The sequence below is a fragment of the Gemella sp. zg-1178 genome, from assembly GCF_018790995.1.
GTDB lineage: Bacteria > Bacillota > Bacilli > Staphylococcales > Gemellaceae > Gemelliphila.
The window spans coordinates 1-721 of record NZ_JAHKEI010000063.1 but is presented as its reverse complement, the minus strand read 5'-3'; the positions used below and the strand labels follow the sequence as shown (position 1 = coordinate 721).

1 protein-coding gene is annotated in these 721 nt (G+C 27.7%); it reads right to left on the bottom strand.

The annotated features are described in order from the left end of the window. Positions 1-112 precede the first annotated feature (112 nt). A partial coding sequence (locus tag KMP12_RS07435) for a hypothetical protein (RefSeq protein WP_215757072.1) occupies positions 113-721 on the bottom strand: 609 nt, incomplete at its 5' end.

The window sequence follows — 721 nt, the reverse complement described above, 5'->3', positions numbered from 1 at the left end:
AACAACCCTTACTCCTAACGAAGTAACGGCTGTTGAACAATGGATAAATCGTTATCCACGTAAATTATTTAATTATGTATGTCCTTATGACTTGCCTGAGGTGGCTAACTTACTATTGTAATTTGCGTTCTTTTTCTAATTTTTTTAATTTTCTAATATTAATTTTATGAAAATGTATTATTGTATTATTACCATCAAAAACAACAACACCTTCCATTATTCTTTTATTTTTATTAGGTATTTTTTTATAAATTAACAAACTATTTTCACTATAATTATCAGCGATATAATCTGGGTTTTCTATCAAAGAATAAATTAAATTAAATTCTTTCTTGCTAAACTCTTTATAATGCTTACTAAAGATATATGATAACCTCTCTCCTGTGATATCTACATATTTATTAGGTATTTTCTTATATGGCTTTAAATTTGGCAATTTACCTATTCTATAACTTTCTTTAAAATATTTTACTAAATTATCTTTATCTGTTTTCTCTGTTAGTTTATCATATTTTACCCAAAAATTATTTATATCATTTTTAAATTCTTCACGTCTTGAATTTAATTCCTCTCTATCAAAACCCTTAGCCAAAGTATCAACATCAATATAAGCAACCAGAACACAGCGACACCGAGGGTGGCGTGGAAGAATAGGGGCTTTATCAATATCATAAATATTACCAGAACAGACTGCACACTGTTCGCTTGTCCTATCGTCTAA